Below are 18,556 nucleotides of genomic sequence, written 5' to 3' on the forward strand. Positions count from 1 at the left end.
ATCTTGTTTTATAAGATTTAATCATATACACCCCTGCCTATATTTTAACACAATGAAAGGAACCTGCGAACAGATTCCTTTCCATTTTTTTCTTAAGTTTATGATGTTGAGTTGAGCCGGTGGTTGTTAACTAAGAACGCTTTATTTCAAATATGCTTTATTGCAAAGATACACTTAGGGGTTGCATAATTTGTAATAATACTGTATATTAATTGTAACGATTCGCGAAATGAGTCTGTTTTTGTAATATTATATGAAAAGAAGATGAATCAATTCAAAGCACCATTGCTTTGTAAAGGAGGAACTATATTATGAAAAAAGCAGCATTAGCCGTTTTGCTTCTGGGCGCAGCACTTTGCATCCCTGGATGTGGATTTGAGGAAGGTGCAGGAGCAAGCGTTACAGTTATACAGGCAACCCCGACCCCTATTCCAACACCAACCCCTGAGGTGACTCCTACACCAGAAGTTACTCCTACTCCAGAACCAGTTGTAGAGCAGACTGCAAGCGGTGTGAATGTAACCAAGCAGGATGGTACATATGTTGCGAATGCAGATATTAACCTTCGTGCAGATGCAAGTGCAGATGCTACCTGGATCGCAGGTGTAACAAGCGGTACACAGCTTACAAGTACAGGTGTATGCGACAATGGCTGGATTGAGGTTTCCTATGAGGGACAGACTGCTTATGTGTCCGGTGATTATGTAAGTGCAGTGGCAGCTGACGGTGCAGCCGCAGATGGAACTGCTGATCAGGCAGCTACAGAAGGAAGTGCAGATGCTGCAGCTGATGAGGCTGTCGCAGGCTGACAGGCTGGAAATTTAAGCGATGAAATGATGAGATGAAAGACGCTATGTAAATGGATGATATTATCGTTTGCATAGCGTTTTTTGAGTACTAAAGAAATTCCCTCCTGCCATGAAATGGTAAGAGGGAGATTTCTGAATATATCAAATCAAATTATTCCGGATAAACCAGTCTGTCTGGCTTGATGTCATACAGCACTTCATCCAGGAACTTCTTAGCCAGATATTTCGCCATTCCAAGGTTCATATCCAGATAATTTCCACAGTCTTTCGGGGAAGCACCAGGAACCTCGCCCTGGAAATCACGGATAAACTCAAAGGTTTCAACCATAAGCGGAACAATATCCTTAGATTCATAATCTCCGTTCAGCAGCAGATAATTGCCGGTACGGCAGCCCATTGGTCCCCAGTAGATCATCTTCGGTCCGAATTCCTTGTGGTTGCGAAGAAAAGTAGCAGCAAGATGCTCAATGGTGTGAAGCTCTGCTGTGTTCATAACAGGCTCCTCATTTGGGGAAGTCATACGAATGTCAAAAGTGGTGATCACACTATTTCCAACCGGATCCTTGCGGGAAACGTAAACGCCTGGCTGAAGTTTGATGTGATCTATTGTGAAACTGGTAATCTTTTCCATAAAAAAGACCTCGCTTTCTGATAAATTCTTTCTTGATTTTAGCAGACAATACAAGCTGTGGCAAGACAAAGAAAAAGAAATTGAACAATCTGTGAAAACAATTGTTTTTTACGTGATTTTCGTTATAATAGAAAAAGATGGCATCAAGAATTGGAGGCATAAAATCATGAAAAAAAGAAAAATTCTGGCAATGCTGATGGTGGCAGCTCTTTCCGCAGGAATGCTGGCAGGCTGTGGTTCAGATGATACGAAAGAGGAAAGCAAGAGCACAGAAGCAGATACTAAGGAGAATACAGAAGAAAATAAAGACACTGAAGAAACAAAAGAGGAAAGTACAGAGGAAAGTGCTGACCAGCCAGAAGGAACGGAGGAAGAAGTTTCCGGCTTTACAGACGGTTCCGGGGATGGAGAAGGTACAGATGAGACAGCAGACGATACCAGCACTGTTCTGGATACTTCAGAGCCTCTTACCGGTCTTCATCATGCAGAGATTGAGGTGAAGGACTACGGTACCATTAAGGTGGAACTGGATGCGGACACAGCACCTATCAGTGTAACCAACTTTGTGAAACTGGCACAGGAGCATTTCTATGACGGACTTACTTTCCACCGTATTATTGATGGATTTATGATCCAGGGCGGAGATCCGGAAGGAACCGGAAGAGGAGGCTCTGATGAGACTATTAAGGGCGAGTTTTCTGAGAATGGTGTAAAGAACGATATTTCCCATGAGAGAGGTGTGATCTCCATGGCAAGATCCTCAGATCCGGACAGTGCAAGCTCCCAGTTCTTTATCGTGCAGTCCGACAGTACCTATCTGGATGGACAGTATGCCGCTTTCGGACATGTGACAGAAGGCATGGACATTGTTGACCAGATCTGCAAGGATGCAAAGCCTACAGATAACAATGGAACTATTTCAGCAGATGAGCAGCCGGTGATGACAAGCGTTACCGTTATTGACTGACAAAGTACAGTTTAAGAATACCGAAGATAAAATACCCCTTTGGCAGACACAAATAATTACAGTCTGTCTAAGGGGTGTTTTTGAGTAAATATATGGAAAAAAGTTGTTGCTTTTTGTATACAAGTTACAGTTTGACTACAAGTACGGGCATAGGCGGATGATTAGGACGGTTGTAATATTCTGTTTTGATAACCAGAAATTTCCTGGAATCCAGTACCTTCAGCCATTCCAGCAGTGCATCCCGTTCCTCAAACCCGGAATCTCCGCCGCTGTAGATACACAGCATCAGGATCCCGCCCTTTTTCAAAAGGGACAGGGATACGGTAAGTGCCTGAATACTGGATTCTGCCCTTGTGGCAAGAGTATGATCGCCCTTCGGCAGATAGCCGAAATTGAATACAATGCAGCTTACACTCACAGGCTCTGCGTATTTTCCCATATTTACGTGGGAATCCAGAAATAGTTCATAATTGTGGGGGGCATTTTCTTTTTCGAGCCGCTCTCTGGTATTGGCAAGTGCTATTTCCTGAATATCGAAAGCGAGTACATGCCTTTTCCCCACAAAGACGGGAAAGAAGCAGAGTGTCATTTCCGTTTCCCATGGTGGCATCAATGCAAAGGTCTCCTTCTTTTACATGCTCTGAGATAAAGTGGGCGCACCACTGTGTGATCTGGTAGTTCATAATGGTTCCTTTCTTTTGTAGTATCCTTATAATGAAAGTCGAAAACAGATGGCAAAATTTCCCGCAAAGTGGGGCATGCAGGTTGCGGGAAGGATTTTCAAACATGCTCTGGAATAGCTGTTAAAAGTCTAAGGTTATTATAACAGATAAAAAAACAAAGAAAAGATGCATATAAAGGTAAATTATGTATGAAAAGCCGAACATATAAAAAATACATTGCATTCATACGTCTCTTTGCATTATAATAAGCGGTACGGACAAAAGGTATAAAATAACAGATGAATTTTGTCCAAAAGATTTCAAAGAGAGATGAGGGAAGATAATGTTAGAGGGAAAGACAGTTCTTCTGGGAGTTACTGGAAGTATTGCAGCATATAAGATTGCATATCTTGCAAGTACGCTGAAGAAGCAGCAGGCAGACGTTCATGTGCTAATGACCAGAAATGCCACTAATTTTATTAATCCCATTACTTTTGAGACACTTACCGGGAATAAATGCCTTGTGGATACCTTTGACCGGAATTTTCAGTTCCAGGTAGAGCATGTGTCCATTGCGAAAAAGGCTGACGTTGTGATGATCGCACCGGCAAGTGCTAATGTGATAGGCAAGCTGGCTCATGGAATTGCAGACGATATGCTTACAACCACCATTATGGCATGCAGATGCAAGAAATTTATTTCTCCTGCAATGAACACCAATATGTTCGAGAACCCCATTGTCCAGGATAATCTAAAAACCTTGGAGCATTATGGATACGAAGTAATCGATCCTGCTGTAGGCTATCTTGCATGCGGCGATACCGGAGCGGGAAAAATGCCGGAGCCTGAGACTCTTTTAAACTATATTTTGAGAGAGTGTGCCTGTGAGAAGGATATGAAAGGGCTGAAGGTGCTGGTTACCGCCGGTCCTACCCAGGAGGCAATTGATCCTGTCCGTTATATTACCAACCATTCTTCCGGCAAGATGGGCTATGCCATTGCAAAAATGGCTATGCTGCGCGGAGCAGATGTCACACTGGTAAGTGGACGTACTGCACTTGCACCGCCACCATTTGTGAGAGTGGTTCCAGTGGTAACAGCCAGAGATATGTATGAGGCTGTAACCTCTGTCAGTCAGGAACAGGATATTATCATTAAAGCAGCAGCAGTGGCAGACTATCGTCCGGCCAGTGTGAGCGATGAAAAAATTAAAAAGAAAGACGATGACATGTCCATTGCCCTTGAGAGAACAGATGATATTCTGAAATATCTTGGAGAGCACAAACCGGATGGACAGTTTCTCTGTGGATTTTCCATGGAAACAGAGAATATGATTGGTAATTCCAGAGTCAAACTTACCAGGAAAAATCTGGATATGGTAGCCGCCAACAATGTAAAAATGGCAGGCGCCGGATTCCAGGGGGACACCAATGTTCTGACTCTGATTACACAGGATGAGGAAGTATCACTCCCGCTAATGAGCAAGGAGGATGCAGCCGGTAAGATCCTGGATAAAATACTGCTTGAGAGAGTTCGCAGATAGTTATTTACAGGCTGTCATTCTGGCAGCATTTATAAATCTTTTGCGAAGCCGCAGGCAGTGGCACTGGTGTTATATTCGCAGATTGTATTTTATAAATCTGGACAGAGGATAACACATTTTTCAGAGTGGCGGGTAAATACCAAAAAACATGCCCGCTGTTCCATACCGTATTGTATCCCTGGGTCTGAACAGGCTCTAATATAGGGAACGATAACAAGGAGGACAACATGAACAAAAAATTTACAACATCTCAAATCACCTTACTGGGCCTTATGATCGCAATTCTGCTTCTTATGGCTTACACACCTCTTGGCTACCTGAATATCGGGCCTCTTGCAATCACCTTTAATATTATTCCGGTTGCCATCAGCGCAATTACAATGGGACCTGTAGGCGGAGCCATTGCGGGAGCCGTATTCGGACTTACCAGCTTTGGACAGTGTATCGGCATTGGCGGTACCAGCCTTATGGGTGTTACCTTATTCGGAATCAATCCATTCCTGGCGTTTGTTCAGAGATTTATTCCAAGACTGGTTGACGGACTTCTTCTTGGATATATTTTCCAGGGAGTCCGCAGAAAATCAAAAAATATTTATCTTTCCTGCGCTGTAACAGGATTTCTTTCCGCATTTTTAAATACTCTGTTTTTTATGGGGTTATTAGTTGGCCTTTTCGGAAATACCGAGTATGTACAGGGACTTATGGGTGGAAAAAACGTGATTCTGTTCATCTGTACATTTGTAGGAATCAACGCAGTATGTGAAATGCTTTCCGCTACCGTTATCACAGGTGCTGTAGGTGCAGCCCTTTACAAGGCAAGGCTTCTTCCGGGAACAGAGAAGAAATCTGAGAAAGTGGTAAAAACAGCAGAAGTTTAAGAAAATTGAAAACAGCCAGATTGTTTCTGAAAAGGTCCGCTGATTGCGGCTGAAAGCAGTCTGGCTGATGATAGAGAAACCATGGAGGAAAAAATGATTTTAGCAATTGATATTGGAAATACAAATATTGTGGTTGGCTGCATTGATTCAAAGCAAACCTATTTCATTGAGAGACTTTCCACTGTCCGTACAAAAACAGAACTGGAATACGCAGTTGATCTGAAGACAGTTTTGGATTTATATCATATTAAGCGGATTGATATTGAAGGCTGCATTATTTCCTCTGTAGTACCGCAGATTACCAATGCCGTGAAGCTTGCAGCTGAAAAGGTTCTGAAAAAAGAACCTATGGTATTGGGACCAGGTGTAAAAACAGGACTGAATATCCTGATGGATAATCCCGGACAGCTTGGAGCAGATCTTGTAGCAAATGCAGTTGCAGGAATTCATGAATATTCTCTTCCACTGGCAATTATTGATATGGGAACTGCAAGTACGGTAAGCGTGGTAGATGAGAAGAAGCATTATGTGGGAGGCATGATTTTTCCCGGAATGGGAGTGTCCCTGGATGCCCTTACAGCCCGTGCTTCTCAGCTTAGCGGAATCAGTATTGAAGCACCGAAGCGCATCATTGGAAAAAATACCATTGAATGCATGAAAAGCGGTGTGATTTACAGCAATGCAGCAGCCCTTGACGGAATTGTTGACAGAATTGAAGAAGAGCTTGGTCAGAAAATTACAGTTGTTGCAACTGGTGGTCTTGCACGTAAGATTATCCCACATTGCAAGCGGGAGATTTTGTTGGATGAGGATCTTTTGTTAAAAGGTTTGCTCATTATATATGAGAAGAACAGAAAAGAATTATAAGCTTTCTGAGAGTGAAAAATGAGACAGGTCAGAACTTCACGGTTATGAGGTTCTGACCTGTTTTTGCCCGAATTCGGTTACCGTTAGGAACGATGAAAGGCATCTGCAAAATCTTCTGGGACAGGGGCAGTAATACACATGTTTTCTCCTGTAACAGGGTGAGCAAATTCCAGCTGAAAGGAGTGCAGGGGCTGTCTTTTTATAATTCTGTAATCTGGATTGTAGAGAAAGTCTCCTGGCAGCGGATGTCCAATGTACTTCATATGCACACGGATCTGATGAGTGCGTCCGGTTTCCAGATGGAGCTCGATGAGAGAGTAGGAATGATAGGTGGCTAATCGCTCATAGTGTGTGACCGCACTTTCCCCATTTGCGAAATCCACCTGTCTTTCGATGGTGGAATCTGCTGCGCGCCCGATAGGCGCATCAATAGTTCCTTGCTCTGGTGCGATTCCCTGTACAATTGCCAGATAGGTACGCCGGATCTGACGCTGTTTCATCTGGGCAGAGAGAACTGCTGCACTATAAGGATTTTTCGCCAGGATCAGGGCTCCTGTGGTGTCTCTGTCCAGACGGTTGATGCAGCGGTAGACGAAATGCTGTCCTTTTTCTTTGAAATACCAGGTAACTCCATTCGCCAGTGTATTATCATAATTTCCAATGGAAGGGTGCACAGGCATGTCTGCCGCCTTATTTATGACTAAAATATCTTCATCTTCATATAGAATAGAAAGATCCATTTTCACAGGCAGGATATTCTCAGTGTTGTCCGCTTCCGGAATATGTATGTGAAGAGAATCCCCGGCCTGAAGAATTGATTTCCCAAATCCTCGTTCACCATTTAGCTGAATCGCATTTTTATCTGCCTTCATGGAAGATAAAATTCCCCGGGAAAAGCCCTTGCTCCTGAGAAAATCAAGAAGCTGCATTCCTTCCTGCTCTGGCTTTATAGTGTATGTAAGAATTCTGTCCAAGGTGTTCCTCCTAAAATTGTATTAAAATTATGTTGAAACATAAGGATTGTGCGTAATTAAATACTGTAATTTTTTCGCTCAAGGTGTATAATAGCACAGAAAATATTTGTATGGAAGTATCTGAAGCAGTTTTATGAGATATACATCCATGCGACAGGAACTATTTATGCATTTAAGGAAAAAGAGGAAACATATGAAACAACAGCAACATCTTTTTACAAACAAAATGCTCCGGGCGCTTCTTGTTCCTATTATTATGGAACAGCTGTTAAATGCCTTGATGGGTACGGTAGATACTATGATGGTCAGCAATGTAGGTTCTGCGGCCATTTCCGCCGTTTCTCTTGTGGACTCCATCAATGTATTGATCATTCAGGCCTTTTCTGCACTGGCAGCAGGAGGTACCATTATCTGTACCCAGTATCTTGGCCAGAAGAATCACGAGATGGCGAACAAATCAGCCAGGCAGGCACTTTTTATTATAACGGCTATTTCTGTTTTCATCGTTGTGCTTGGACTTGCTTTCCGTGCACCGCTTCTTAGCTTTATTTTCGGAAAAGTAGACGCGGATGTTATGAAGAATTCCATGGTATATTTCTTTTATACTGTGCTGTCCTATCCTTTTATTGCGCTTTATGATGCCGGAGCATCCATTTTCCGTGCACAGGAAAACACCAGAGGACCGATGGTAATCTCCATTATTTCCAATGTGATGAATATTGTGGGAAATGGAATCCTGATCTGGGTATTTCATATGGGAGTTTCCGGAGCCGCCATTTCTACACTGGTATCCAGAATTTTTTGTGCAGTGGTAGTGCTTTATCAGCTTAGAAAAGACAGGCAGCCAATTGTGGTACGTGATTATCTGAAAATCCGTCCAGATGGAAAAATGATTGGCAGGATTCTTGCTCTTGGTATTCCTTCTGGTATAGAGAACAGCATGTTCCAGCTTGGAAAGCTGGCAATCCAGTCTACAGTCTCTACGCTTGGAACCACTGCAATTGCAGCCCAGGCTATGACCAATATGCTGGAGATGTTAAATGGAACAGCTGTAATTGGTGTTGGAATCGGACTTATGACAGTAGTGGGACAGAGCCTTGGAGCCGGAAAAAAAGACGAGGCAGTTTATTATATGAAGAAACTGATGATCTTTTCCGAAGTCTTTCTCATCGCCTGCTGTGCAGTGGTATATGTCCTTGCACGGCCGATTACCATGATTGGTGGAATGGAAGCTAAAAGCGCTGAAATGTGTCTTGATATGATGTTCTGGATCACCATTGTGAAACCAATCGTATGGATGTTTGCGTTTATTCCGGCTTACGGCATGCGTGCGGCAGGAGATGTGAAGTTTTCCATGATTACTTCCTGCATTACTATGTGGACCTTCCGCTTTTGCCTGTGCGTTTATCTGATCCGGGTATGTGGCATGGGACCGATGGCTGTCTGGATCGGAATGTTCACAGACTGGACGGTACGTGCGATCGTGTTTGGTCTGCGGTTTAAGAGTGGAAAATGGATGGAACATAAAGTTGTGTAAAAGGTAACTGCAAAAGATAAGGAAAGCGATCCCCTTTTATTGACTTTTAAATGGCAAAATTATATAATGTAACGGATAAAAACAGGGAAAAGCATGATCAGGAAGCCAGGTGTAATTCCTGCACAAGTCCGTTACTGTACAGTCAGATACTGGTTGCTTTTTCAGAAACAGGATTTCCTGCGGCAACCGGGATAAGACTGATAGGAAAGAAGCTTTGTTGTCAGGACAGGGCTTCTTTTATTTACGTAATAGATGGGGCGGACGTGAAGATTGCCGTCACAATCCCGGAAACCCGCATAGCGGGTTCCTCATAGCTTTGGAGGCAAGAAACATGGAACATAAGACAGGATTGGAAGATTATTATGTGATTCGCGGACAGAAGAAAATGCGTTTTGGCTATACTACAGGTTCCTGCGCGGCAGCAGCTTGCAAGGGCGCCTGCCTGATGCTTCTGGGAAAAGAAAAGTTAACATCTGTACCGCTTATGACTCCCAAGGGAATCCTCCTTGACCTGGAACTGCATGATATTCAGATCAGTGAAAATCAGGTTACCTGTGCAGTGAAAAAAGATGCCGGAGATGATCCAGACACAACAAATGGCATTCTTGTGTATGCTACAGTGTGGAAGACGGATACTGCCGGAATCGTCATAGATGGCGGAGTGGGCGTAGGCAGAGTTACAAGACCCGGGCTCTCCCAGAAAGTAGGAGAAGCGGCGATCAATCCTGTTCCTCGTGCCATGATCCTTCGAGAAGCAGAAGAAGCTGCAGTTTCCCATGACTATGAGGGAGGGCTGAAGGTTGTGATTTCTGTTCCGGAAGGTGTAGAGATCGGCAAGAAGACCTTTAATCCCAGGCTGGGAATCACAGGGGGAATTTCCATTCTTGGAACCTCCGGAATTGTGGAGCCTATGAGTGAAAAAGCTCTTGTAGAAAGCATTCATGTGGAAATGAAGCAGCACTTTACCCAGGGCGAGAAGTACCTTCTTGTGACTCCGGGAAACTATGGGGCAGATTATCTGCGTGAGCACATGACCTTACCTTTTGAACGAAATATTAAGTGCAGCAATTATGTGGGAGAAACCATTGATATGGCTGTGGATATGGGAGTGAAAGGAATCCTGTTTGTCGCCCATATTGGCAAGTTTGTAAAGGTAGCAGCAGGAATTATGAACACCCATTCCCACAGTGCAGATGCCCGTATGGAAGTGCTTGCAGCCAATGCCCTCAGAGTGGGAGCGGATGGAGATACTGCAAGAGATATCCTGAATTGCAATACCACAGATGATGCCCTTGATATTTTGCACGAAAAAGGCCTTTTAGAGCCTGTAATGAAAGAAATTATGGAGAAGATCCAGTTTTATCTGGATCACCGTTCCTATGAACAAATTAAGCTTGGTGCGGTTGTTTTTAACAATGTATATGGATATCTGGGAAAAACAAGAGATGCCGGTGAACTGATTCAGGAAATTCAAAAGCAGGATGAAATGCTTAAACTTCAAATGTAAGCGGGATGATAGAGTGTGCAGATTGCAGGCATGGACAGTATGTTGCAGGGCATTTTTACGAATAAAGATATGTTCAGTTTATGAGAGCAAAAAATAAAAACAGAGTAGTTATGCTTAAAAACTATTTCAGAAAGAGAGATCTATGACAGGAAAATTATATGGCGTAGGAGTTGGCCAGGGGATCCGGAGCTGATCACTTTAAAGGCCTTAAGACTTACAAAGGAAGCAGATATACTGGCTTTTCCAGGGGAAAAGCCAATAGAATCTGTGGCATACAGGATCATGAAAGGAGCGTACCCGGAAATTGACAGCAAACAGATGATTTCCCTGCCAATGCCCATGATCAAAGACAGAGAAGAACTGAAACGTGTTCATGATGAAGGAGCAAAAATAATTGCAGAATGGCTTGAGAAAGGAAAAAATGTAGTATTTCTCACCCTGGGAGACCCGACCGTATATTCTACATATATTTATGTACACAAACGTGTGGAACAGCTGGGATATGCCACAGAAATTGTCAGCGGCATTACATCCTTTTGTGCAGTCAGTGCCAGATTTAATGAAGGACTGGTGGAAAAATCCCAGCAGCTTCATGTAATCCCTGCCTCCTATCAGATAGAAGAAGCATTGAAGCTTCCCGGAACGAAAGTTTTGATGAAAACCGGCAAAAAAATGCAGGAAGTAAAAGCACAGATCAAAGCATCTGGTAATAAGGCCGAGATGATTGAAAATTGCGGAATGCCAGATGAGAAAATTTATAGAAGTGTGGAAGAAATTCCAGATGATGCAGGTTATTATTCGTTGATCATTGTGAAGGAAAAATAAGATAATGTAAATAAAAAACCAATGTAGGCAAAGTGAAAATTTATTAAAGTAAGAATTATAAAACTTTGCCGCACAATAAAAATTATAGTGAAAAAGGAGAGAAAGCCATGATTCATTTCGTAGGAGCAGGTTCCGGAGCACCGGATCTGATCACCGTAAGAGGAAAGAAATATCTGGAAGAAGCAGACGTAGTTATTTATGCAGGATCTCTGGTAAATCCCAAACTTTTAGAGTACACAAAGGATATTTGTACCATTTATAACAGCGCAAAGATGACACTGGAAGAGGTGCTTTCTGTTATGGAAAAGGCAGAAGCGGCAGGCAAGACAACAGTAAGACTTCACACAGGTGATCCCTGTATTTATGGTGCCATCCGTGAGCAGATGGATGTGCTGGATGAGAAGGGAATTGCCTATGATTACTGTCCTGGTGTCAGCGCATTCTGCGGTGCGGCAAGTGCTTTAAATCTGGAATATACGCTGCCGGATATTTCCCAGAGCGTGATCATCACCCGTATGGAAGGCAGAACTCCGGTTCCGCCAAAGGAAAGCATTCAGTCCTTTGCCGCTCATCAGGCAACTATGGTTGTTTTTCTCAGTACAGGAATGCTGGAAGAACTGAGCAGAAGACTGATCGAAGGCGGTTATACGGCAGATACTCCTGCTGCGATTGTGTATAAGGCAACCTGGGAGGATGAGAAGAAATTTGTGTGCACAGTAGGAACCCTGGCGCAGACTGCGAAGGAGAATCATATTACGAAGACTGCACTTATGATCATTGGAGACTGCGTAAATGCCGCTCATTATGACCGTTCCAAGTTATACGATCCAGGATTTACAACAGAGTTCCGTGAAGCAACGAAATAAGAATAAGGTTATTTGATATGGCAGCTTAGGTTAGAGCCTGTTCCAGATGAAAGGAAAACGGATGAAAATTTCCATGATATGCTACACCCTGACAGGGCAGCAGACAGGAGAGAAACTAAAAAAGGGACTGGAAAAAGAAGGAAATATAGTTTCTCTTTTCACAAAGAGCAAATACATTCCAGATTCTATAAAGGGAAGCTGCGGGAAATGGACGGGAGAACAGTTCGAAAATGCAGACAGTATCATTTTCATTGGAGCAGCCGGAATCGCAGTGCGCAGCATTGCTCCCTTTATACAAAGCAAAAAGAAAGACCCGGCTGTGCTGGTAGTAGATGAATTGGGCAAATTTGTGATATCCCTGCTGTCTGGACATCTTGGCGGGGCAAATGAACTTGCCTGTCTGGCTGCAGACATTTTACAGGCAATCCCTGTAGTCACAACTGCCACAGACCTTGAGGGAAAATTTGCTGTGGATGTGTTTGCAAAGAAAAATAACTGTCACATTTTTCGAATGAAAGAGGCGAAAGAGGTTTCTGCCGCGCTGCTGGCAGGTGAGAAGGTGGGATTCTACAGCGAATTTCCCTGGGAGGGAGAACTGCCAGAGGGACTGATCTGGTGTCAAAAAACTGGCATATCACTTTCTGAAATACAGTATGAAACTGTGGATGGCACACCACTTCCAGAGGTGGGGATTGCCGTGACCGTACATAAAAGCTGTCATCCCTTTGCCTCAACGACGCATGTAGTTCCACCAGCTGCTGCGCTTGGAATGGGTTGCCGGAAAAATAAAGAATCAGAAGCCGTGGAAAAAGCAGCATTCAGCTGCCTGAAAGAAAATGACATTTATCCGGAGGCAGTTGCAGCTCTTGCAAGCATTGATGTAAAAAAAGAAGAACCCGGGCTTCTGGCTCTTTCAGAAAAGCTGGGAGTTCCTTTCAAAACATTTTCCAGTGAGGAACTTCTGTCTGTGCAGGGTGAATTCACCTCATCCTCTTTTGTGAGTAAGACAGTAGGTGTGGATAATGTGTGTGAACGAAGCGCGGTGAAAGCCGCAGAGAATCATACTGGCATTCATTTTATACAGAGAAAACGGGGCGCAGAGGGCGTGACAACGGCTCTTGTCCTTGGAGATTGGAGGATACGTTTTGAGTAAAGAAAAGAAAATCTATGTGGTAGGAATCGGACCAGGTTCTTATGAAGGAATGACAGGAGCTGCAGCTACAGCTCTTGAAAAAAGTGATGTGATCGTTGGATACACTGTTTATATTGATCTTGTAAAAGACCATTTTCCGGGAAAATCTTTTCTCACTACACCTATGAGAAAGGAAGTAGACCGCTGTGTAATGGCTTTTGATGAGGCTATGAAAAACCAGACAGTTTCCATGATCTGCAGTGGTGATGCGGGAGTTTACGGAATGGCTGGTCTTATATATGAAATCGGCGCAAACTATCCGGAGGTGGAGCTGGAAGTAGTTGCAGGTGTTACAGCAGCAACCGGAGGAGCAGCAGTGCTTGGTGCTCCATTGATCCATGATTTCTGTCTGATCAGTCTCAGTGATCTGCTCACACCATGGGAAAAGATCGAGAAGCGTCTTCTTCTGGCTTCGGAAGCTGATTTTGTGATTGTTCTTTACAATCCGTCCAGTCACAAGAGACACGATTATCTGAAAAAAGCCTGCGAACTTATGCTTCAACACAAATCTCCGGAAACAGTATGCGGTACCGTGCAGAACATTAACCGCGAGGGTGAAACTGCCAGGGTTATGACTCTGGCTGAATTGAAAGAAACACAGGTAGATATGTTTACCACTGTATTTATCGGAAATTCACAGACCAGAAATATTGATGGAAAAATGGTAACACCAAGAGGATATAAAAATGTCTGATGTTGTTGTTTTTGCAGGCACCACAGAAGGCTATGAAATCTGCAGCTTTCTGGCAAAAAATAAAGTAAGTGTGCTTGCATGTGTCGCTACCGATTACGGAAGCAAATCATTAAAAGAGGACGAATATCTGAAAATCCACGCTGGCCGCCTGAATGGGACGGAGATGGAAAAGCTTCTGAAAAAACTCAGTCCCGGACTGGTGCTGGATGCTACCCATCCGTATGCTGCCGAGGTAACGGAGAACATTCGTGCTGCCTGCCAAAATACAGGTTTTTCTTACCAGCGAGTATTAAGAGAGGCCGGTGCTTATCAGGATAAGGCTGTTTATGTGGAGAATACAGAGGCAGCAGTGGAATTTCTGGAAGGTACAAAAGGAAATATCCTGCTTACCACAGGCAGCAAGGAGCTTGGAAAATTTACAGCTTTATCTGATGCAGGAGAACGCATTTATGCCCGTGTTCTGTCTTTGCCATCTGTGATGGAAACCTGCAAAGGTTACGGCTTTGAGGGCAAGCATCTGATCGGTATGCAGGGACCCTTTTCCATGGAATTAAACGCAGCCATGCTTCGTCAGTATGACTGCAAATATCTTGTGACAAAGGATACAGGAAAAGCAGGTGGTTTCCAGGAGAAAATTGATGCTGCACTTATGTGCGATGTGATTCCTGTTATAATTGGAAGACCGCTGCAGGAAGAGGGCCTTTCTGTGGCAGAATGTAAACATATGCTCGCGGAACACTTTGGACTCACCCTGAAACCTCACGTTACACTTCTGGGAATTGGGATGGGAAGTGAGAAAACCCTTACAATTCAGGGAAAAAGGGCAGTTCAAAGAGCTGATCTGATCATTGGGGCCAGGCGTATGGCAGATTCCATCCGGGAGCCGGGACAGCAGGTGGTGTATGAATACCGCAGTGATGTGATTGGAGCTTATATTAAGAGCCATCCGGAATATGAGAATATTGTGATAGCTTTGTCCGGGGATGTGGGATTCTACAGCGGAGCGAAGAAGCTGCTGGATGTGTTGAATGGAAGGAAACCAGAGGGTGTTTTAGCAGATGATTTTGAAGGGCAGGAGCACAGTGAAAAAGAGAATGGCTGTGTCTCCATTGAGATTATCTGCGGAATTTCTTCTGTGGTTTATTTTATGTCCCAGATCGGTTTATCCTGGGATGATGCGAAGATCACCAGCACCCACGGCAAAAATTGCAATTTGGTTTCCATGATCAAGCAGAATCAGAAGGTTTTTTCCATTCTGGGAACAGGAAGTGCAGTTGCGGAACTTGCACAGAAACTTGTGGAATATGAGATGGGAGATGTGGTTCTCTATGTTGGAGAAAATCTTTCCTATCCAGATGAAAAAATATTCCAGGCGAACGCCAGTGAACTGACTTCCTATGCGGGTCAGGCATTGAGCGTTGTCTGTGCTTACAATGAAAAAGCCAGACCGGCATTTTCCACTCATGGAATTCCAGATGAGAAATTTATCCGTGGAAAAGCACCTATGACAAAAGAAGAGGTGAGATGTGTTTCCCTTTCCAAGCTTCGTCTTCAGGAAGATTCCATCTGTTATGATGTAGGTGCCGGAACAGGTTCTGTTTCTGTGGAAATGGCTCTTCGCGCAGATCAGGGACAGGTTTTCGCTGTTGAGAAAAAGGATGACGCGGTGGCTCTTCTTTACGAAAACAAACAGCGGTTTGCAGCGGATAATCTGGAAATTATTAAGGGCGAGGCACCGGAAGCACTAAAAAAACTGCCGGTTCCTACTCATGCGTTTATCGGTGGTTCATCAGGAAATCTGAAAGAAATCGTTGCCCTGCTTTTAGAAAAGAACCGAGATGTGCGGATCGTGATCAACTGCATTACGCTGGAGACTATCAGTGAGGCACTGGAGATATTGAAAGAATACGATTTCGCAGATCAGGAAGCAGTGCAGCTTACAGCCTCCAGATCAAAAGAGATTGGAAGATACCATCTAATGATGGGAGAGAATCCTATTTATATTATCACCTGCCAGAGCCCCCGGGCGCAGATATGACAGATGTGGTTTTCTTAAGAGTGCAGAAAAAGGCTGTTGGCGCGGAAAGAAGAGGAGGACTATCATGAAAAAAAGAATACCCAGGATCTTGCTTGCAGCAGGAGCCAGCGGAAGCGGGAAAACACTTCTCACCTGTGGTCTGCTGCAGGTACTGGTAAACAGAGGAATAAAGACAGTCTCCTTTAAATGCGGACCGGATTATATTGATCCCATGTTCCATACCCAGGTAATTGGTACAAAATCCCGAAATCTGGACACTTTTTTTACAGGAGAGGAGATTACCAGATACCTTCTTGCAAAAAACAGTGCTGATTGTGAAATAGCAGTGATGGAAGGGGTCATGGGATTTTACGATGGAGTGGCAGGAATTACCACCAGAGCAAGTGCCTATGATCTGGCCAGGGTAACGGACACACCTGTAATTCTGATCGTGAACAGCAAAGGAATGAGTGTTTCACTTGCTGCTTACATAAAAGGATTTATGGAGTATAAAAGGGACAGCCATATAAAGGGCGTGATTTTTAACCAGATGTCGCCCATGCTTTATCCCCGAATGAAAAAGCTGATAGAAGAAGAGCTTGGTATTAAAGTGCTGGGCTATGTGCCAAAGGTAGAGGACTGTGTGATAGAAAGCAGACATCTGGGCTTGGTTCTTCCGGAAGAAATTCCGGAATTAAAGGGAAGGCTTTTGAAGCTGGCAGAAGTGCTGGAGAACAGTCTGGAAATTGAAGAGATATTGAAACTGGCCAATGAGGCACCAGTGTTGGAATATCCGTTGCTGGAAAAGACAGATGAGAGATCCCTATGTCAGCCAGCTGGAACCAGTGCAATAGCTGAAAAGGTGAAAAGAGAAGTGGATGCATTGACTGAAATGAGTCAGGTGTATACCTGGAAAAGCCCAGGGAAGCTTCGGATCGGTCTTGCGAAAGATGAGGCATTCTGCTTCTTTTATGAAGACAATCTGGATCTTCTTCGTTCCATGGGTGCCGAGTTGGTGGCCTTTTCGCCTGTACATGACGGACATTTACCAGAAAATCTGGACGGACTTCTTCTCTATGGTGGATATCCGGAATTAAATGGAAAAGCATTGGAGAAGAATCTTTCTATGAGGCAGGAAATTGCGACAGCCATAAAGGATGGAATGCCCTGTCTTGCAGAATGCGGTGGCTTCATGTATCTCCACGAAAGCATGGAGGGAATGGATGGGAAATTCTATGAAATGGCAGGTGTTATTTTGGGTAAGGTATGGCGCACACCCAGACTGACCCGGTTTGGTTATATTACTTTGAAGCAGAATCAGGGGACTTCCCATGGAAAACAGGAAACAGCGATTCTTGGGGAGTCAGATCTTGGAGTAAGTCCTGCCCATGAATTTCATTATTTTGATTCGGATAATTGTGGAACTGCATTTCATGCTTCCAAACCGGAAAGCAAACGCGGGTGGGACTGCATGCACGGCTCTGATCATTTGTTAGCTGGTTTTCCTCATTTATATTATTACGCAAATCCGAAAATCCCGCAGGCATTTTTAAAAAAGTGTCTGGAGTATAAGGAGTTACAAAAATGATACGATTATTAACTCTTCCCGCAGGTTTTATTCTTGACCTGCTTATGGGAGATCCAAGATGGCTATATCATCCGGTATGTCTTATAGGAAATCTGATCAGCATACTGGAAAAAGGAATACGAAAGGTGTTTCCGAAAACAGATAAGGGTGAGCGGGCAGGAGGTATTCTGGAAGTTGTTCTTGTCTGTTTTATTACCTTTTTTATTCCTTACGTTGTAATCCATCTGCTTTATAAATGGAATTTCTGGCTGGGCTTTGCACTGGAGACTTTCTGGTGCGGACAGCTGCTTGCAACAAAATCATTGAAAGTGGAAAGTATGAAAGTATATGACCGCCTGAAAAACGGAACCATTGAGGAAGCGCGTTATGCCGTTTCCATGATTGTGGGACGTGATACACAGGCACTTTCAGAAATCGGAGTGACGAAGGCAGCTGTGGAAACGGTTGCGGAAAATTCCTCTGACGGAATTATTGCCCCTATGCTTTATATGGCAATCGGTGGAATTCCCCTGATGTTTTTGTACAAGGGCATCAACACTATGGATTCTATGCTTGGATATAAAAACGATAAATATCTGTATTTTGGAAGATGTGCAGCCAGACTTGACGATGTGGCGAATTATATTCCAGCCAGAATTTCCGGCTGGCTGATGGCATTGTCCACAGTATTTGTTGGAATGGATACCAAAAATGCAGTGAAAATATACAGAAGAGACCGCCGCAATCATGCAAGCCCCAATTCTGCCCAGACAGAAGCGGCTATGGCAGGAGCACTGGATGTTCAGCTGGCAGGAAATGCTTATTATTTTGGTAAGCTATATGAAAAACCGACGATCGGGGATCCGATCCGCCCGGTTGAAATCGAGGATATTCCAAGAGCGAATAAACTGCTTTATGCAACCTGTATTGTGGGAGCAATTTTATTTTTCGGGCTGAGTGTTCTTCTGAAAACTGTGTTATAGCGGATTTTGCTGAAAAAACAGCAACAAATAAAAGATT

The 18,556-nt window shown here is 43.8% G+C and carries 17 protein-coding genes; 14 read left to right on the forward strand and 3 right to left on the reverse strand.

All coding sequences use genetic code 11. The features are described 5' to 3' along the window. The first annotated feature begins 311 nt into the window (after positions 1–311). On the forward strand, positions 312–809 hold the full coding sequence (locus DW904_RS24510) for an SH3 domain-containing protein (protein ID WP_118579901.1): 498 nt from the start codon (positions 312–314) through the stop codon (positions 807–809). A 151-nt stretch (positions 810–960) separates the two neighbouring features. Here DW904_RS24510 and DW904_RS09740 read toward each other — a convergent pair whose 3' ends face one another. Next, positions 961–1,440, reverse strand: a complete 480-nt coding sequence (locus tag DW904_RS09740) for an S-ribosylhomocysteine lyase (RefSeq protein ID WP_118579904.1) — start codon at positions 1,438–1,440, stop codon at positions 961–963. Positions 1,441–1,606: 166 nt separating this feature from the next. Between DW904_RS09740 and DW904_RS09745 the strand changes: the two genes are divergently transcribed. After that, positions 1,607–2,407: a peptidylprolyl isomerase gene (locus tag DW904_RS09745; RefSeq protein ID WP_118579907.1), complete on the forward strand. Its 801-nt coding sequence runs from the start codon at positions 1,607–1,609 to the stop codon at positions 2,405–2,407. A 124-nt stretch (positions 2,408–2,531) separates the two neighbouring features. Here the strand turns inward: DW904_RS09745 and DW904_RS09750 are convergent, their stop codons facing one another. Next, positions 2,532–3,017 (reverse strand): class I SAM-dependent methyltransferase, encoded by a 486-nt coding sequence (locus DW904_RS09750; protein WP_347562095.1) that lies wholly within the window; start codon positions 3,015–3,017, stop codon positions 2,532–2,534. A gap of 395 nt (positions 3,018–3,412) precedes the next feature. On the opposite strand from DW904_RS09750, the gene coaBC reads away from it, so the two are divergent. The 3 genes from coaBC (at position 3,413) to DW904_RS09765 (ending at position 6,357) form a co-directional block, all read left to right on the forward strand. Beyond that, the gene (coaBC, locus tag DW904_RS09755) at positions 3,413–4,612 is read left to right on the forward strand and encodes a bifunctional phosphopantothenoylcysteine decarboxylase/phosphopantothenate--cysteine ligase CoaBC (protein WP_118579910.1); all 1,200 of its coding nucleotides are present in this window, start codon (positions 3,413–3,415) and stop codon (positions 4,610–4,612) included. A 227-nt stretch (positions 4,613–4,839) separates the two neighbouring features. After that, on the forward strand, positions 4,840–5,490 hold the full coding sequence (locus tag DW904_RS09760) for an ECF transporter S component (protein ID WP_118579913.1): 651 nt from the start codon (positions 4,840–4,842) through the stop codon (positions 5,488–5,490). Between the two features lie 93 nt (positions 5,491–5,583). Further along, positions 5,584–6,357 (forward strand): type III pantothenate kinase, encoded by a 774-nt coding sequence (locus DW904_RS09765; protein ID WP_118579916.1) that lies wholly within the window; start codon positions 5,584–5,586, stop codon positions 6,355–6,357. An 83-nt stretch (positions 6,358–6,440) separates the two neighbouring features. On the opposite strand, the gene DW904_RS09770 is transcribed toward DW904_RS09765, so the two are convergent. After that, positions 6,441–7,331, reverse strand: coding sequence for an RluA family pseudouridine synthase (locus DW904_RS09770; RefSeq protein WP_243110361.1), 891 nt, complete (start codon positions 7,329–7,331; stop codon positions 6,441–6,443). 193 nt (positions 7,332–7,524) lie between these two features. On the opposite strand from DW904_RS09770, the gene DW904_RS09775 reads away from it, so the two are divergent. The 9 genes from DW904_RS09775 to cbiB all read left to right on the forward strand — a co-directional run bounded on the left by DW904_RS09775 (position 7,525) and on the right by cbiB (position 18,519). Next, complete coding sequence (locus DW904_RS09775; RefSeq protein WP_202187703.1) at positions 7,525–8,868, forward strand: MATE family efflux transporter; 1,344 nt, start codon at positions 7,525–7,527, stop codon at positions 8,866–8,868. 331 nt (positions 8,869–9,199) lie between these two features. Next, on the forward strand, positions 9,200–10,375 hold the full coding sequence (gene cbiD, locus DW904_RS09785) for a cobalt-precorrin-5B (C(1))-methyltransferase CbiD (RefSeq protein ID WP_118579925.1): 1,176 nt from the start codon (positions 9,200–9,202) through the stop codon (positions 10,373–10,375). Between the two features lie 234 nt (positions 10,376–10,609). Then, the gene (locus DW904_RS09790; protein WP_347562097.1) at positions 10,610–11,200 is read left to right on the forward strand and encodes a precorrin-2 C(20)-methyltransferase; all 591 of its coding nucleotides are present in this window, start codon (positions 10,610–10,612) and stop codon (positions 11,198–11,200) included. A 107-nt stretch (positions 11,201–11,307) separates the two neighbouring features. After that, positions 11,308–12,066, forward strand: coding sequence for a precorrin-4 C(11)-methyltransferase (cobM, locus tag DW904_RS09795; protein ID WP_118579928.1), 759 nt, complete (start codon positions 11,308–11,310; stop codon positions 12,064–12,066). Between the two features lie 61 nt (positions 12,067–12,127). Continuing rightward, complete coding sequence (locus DW904_RS09800; RefSeq protein ID WP_118580110.1) at positions 12,128–13,219, forward strand: cobalt-precorrin 5A hydrolase; 1,092 nt, start codon at positions 12,128–12,130, stop codon at positions 13,217–13,219. Further along, on the forward strand, positions 13,212–13,952 hold the full coding sequence (gene cobJ / locus DW904_RS09805; RefSeq protein WP_118579931.1) for a precorrin-3B C(17)-methyltransferase: 741 nt from the start codon (positions 13,212–13,214) through the stop codon (positions 13,950–13,952). Before DW904_RS09800 ends, cobJ begins: the two co-directional genes overlap by 8 nt. Further along, positions 13,945–15,990: a precorrin-6A reductase gene (gene cobK / locus DW904_RS09810; protein WP_118579934.1), complete on the forward strand. Its 2,046-nt coding sequence runs from the start codon at positions 13,945–13,947 to the stop codon at positions 15,988–15,990. The genes cobJ and cobK overlap by 8 nt, the downstream gene beginning before the upstream one ends. A 64-nt stretch (positions 15,991–16,054) precedes the next feature. Then, positions 16,055–17,557 (forward strand): cobyrinate a,c-diamide synthase, encoded by a 1,503-nt coding sequence (locus tag DW904_RS09815; RefSeq protein ID WP_118579937.1) that lies wholly within the window; start codon positions 16,055–16,057, stop codon positions 17,555–17,557. Beyond that, positions 17,554–18,519 carry an adenosylcobinamide-phosphate synthase CbiB gene (cbiB, locus tag DW904_RS09820; RefSeq protein ID WP_118579940.1) on the forward strand — a complete coding sequence of 322 codons (966 nt, stop codon included), beginning with the start codon at positions 17,554–17,556 and terminating at the stop codon, positions 18,517–18,519. Before DW904_RS09815 ends, cbiB begins: the two co-directional genes overlap by 4 nt. Positions 18,520–18,556: the final 37 nt, after the last annotated feature.

Source organism: Ruminococcus sp. AM42-11, from assembly GCF_003480145.1.
In the GTDB taxonomy this organism is placed as follows: Bacteria; Bacillota; Clostridia; order Lachnospirales; family Lachnospiraceae; genus Blautia_A; species Blautia_A faecis.